General features: G+C 69.7%; 2 protein-coding genes. Both read left to right on the forward strand.

Going from position 1 to position 2,096, the window contains the following annotated elements; genetic code table 11:
• A partial coding sequence (locus tag ABZ260_RS50380) for a glycosyl hydrolase family 18 protein (RefSeq protein WP_355632901.1) occupies nt 1-1,275 on the forward strand: 1,275 nt, incomplete at its 5' end.
• A gap of 32 nt (nt 1,276-1,307) precedes the next feature.
• On the forward strand, nt 1,308-2,096 hold a 789-nt coding region (locus ABZ260_RS50385; RefSeq protein WP_355632904.1), incomplete at its 3' end, for a cellulose binding domain-containing protein.

Here is a 2,096-nt window from a genome sequence, read left to right on the forward strand (position 1 = left end):
GGGTTGGGGGTGTGCGAGGCGCACACCTACACGGTGGCGGCGTACAACTCCGCGGGTGAGGGGCCGAAGAGCGACCCGGCCAGTGCCACCACCACGGGCTGCACCACAGGCACCCCGGGTAAGCCGGGTGCGGTGTCGGCGACGGGTGGTGCGAACAGTGTGGCGTTGTCGTGGGGTGCGTCGTCGGGTTCGGTGACCGGCTACCGGGTCTATGAGGGTTCGGCTGTCAAGGCGACGGTGACCGGGACGAGTGCGACGGTGTCGGGGTTGGGGGTGTGCGAGGCGCACACCTACACGGTGGCGGCGTACAACTCCGCGGGTGAGGGGCCGAAGAGCGACCCGGCCAGTGCCACCACCACCGGCTGCACCACAGGCCCGCTGCCCAAGCACTTCCTCACCGGGTACTGGCACAACTTCGACAACGCGGCGGTCGAGCTGCGGCTGTCGGCGGTGCCCAACGAGTACGACCTGGTCGCGGTCTCCTTCGGCGAGGCCACCGCCACCCCGGGCGAGGTCGTCTTCGGTGTGGACCCGGGCCTGTCGGCCTCCCTCGGCGGCTACACCGACGCCCAGTTCAAGACCGACGTGCAGACCCTCCACTCCCGCGGCAAGAAGGTCATCCTCTCGGTCGGTGGCGAGGCCGGTCGGGTACAGGTGGCGAGTGCCGCCGCCGCGACCAAGTTCGCCGACACCGTCTACGCCCTGATGCAGAACTACGGTTTCGACGGCGTCGACATCGACCTGGAGAACGGCCTCAACGCCACCTACATGGGCCAGGCGCTGCGTGCGCTGCGGGCCAAGGCCGGTGCGAACCTGATCATCACGATGGCGCCGCAGACCATCGACATGCAGTCCACCGGCGCCGAGTACTTCAAGCTGGCGCTGAACATCAAGGACATCCTCACCGTCGTCCACACCCAGTACTACAACTCCGGCTCCATGCTCGGCTGCGACCAGATGGCCGCCTACTCGCAGGGCACCGTCAACTTCATGACCGCGCTGGCCTGCATCCAGCTGGAGAACGGCCTGCGCCCCGACCAGGTGGCGCTCGGCCTGCCCGCGGGACCGGGTGCGGCGGGCGGCGGGATCGTCGCCCCCGCACTGGTCAACCAGGCCCTGACCTGCCTGGCCACCAGGACCAACTGCGGCGGTTTCGTGCCGCCGCGCGCCTACCCCGGGATCCGCGGCGCGATGACCTGGTCCATCAACTGGGACGCCAGTAACGGCTGGAACTTCTCCAGGACCGTCAAGCCGCACCTCGCGACCCTGCCCTAAGCCTCCGAACACCCCCCAACCGAGGAAGAAGCATGAGAATTCGACGAACGCTGACCGCGGTTCTGGCCGCGCTCGGCATGTCACTCGGCCTGTCAACGGTCGCGGCCCCGGCCTTCGCGGCGTCTCCCACCGCCGTCTTCACCAAGGTCTCCGACTGGGGGACCGGTTTCGAGGGCAAGTACACGATCACCAACGGCGGCACCACCACGATCAACGGCTGGTCGGTCGCCTTCGACCTGCCCTCCGGTGCCAACATCGGCTCCTTCTGGGACGCGTCGCTGAGCCGGAGCGGGCAGCGCTTCACCTTCACCAACGTCGGCTGGAACGGCACCCTGGCGCCCGGTGCGACCGCGAGCTTCGGCTTCAACGGCAGCCCCGGCGGCGTCACCCCGTCCAACTGCACGCTCAACGGCGCGGCCTGCGGCGGCAGCACCCCCGGCACCCCGGGCACGCCCGGTACCCCGTCGGTCACCGCCACCACCAACTCCTCGATCTCCCTGTCCTGGGGCGCCTCCAGCGGCACCGTCACCGGCTACCGCGTCTACGAGGGCGGCACCCAGCGGGCCCAGGTCACCGGGACCAGCGCCACCATCGGCTCGCTCGGCACCTGCACCTCGCACACCTACACCGTCAAGGCCTACAACGCCCAGGGCGAGTCGGCCGCCAGCGGCGCGGTGAGCGCCACCACCACCGGCTGCACCAACCCCGACCCGGTCGGCAAGATGCCCGGAGCCCCGTACCTCTACATGGGCTGGGGCAACCCGCCGAACCCCGCGACGGTCATGAGCGCCACCGGCGTGAAGTCCTTCACCATGGCGTTC

The organism is Streptosporangium sp. NPDC006013 (assembly GCF_040614275.1).
Classification (GTDB): Bacteria; Actinomycetota; Actinomycetes; order Streptosporangiales; family Streptosporangiaceae; genus Streptosporangium.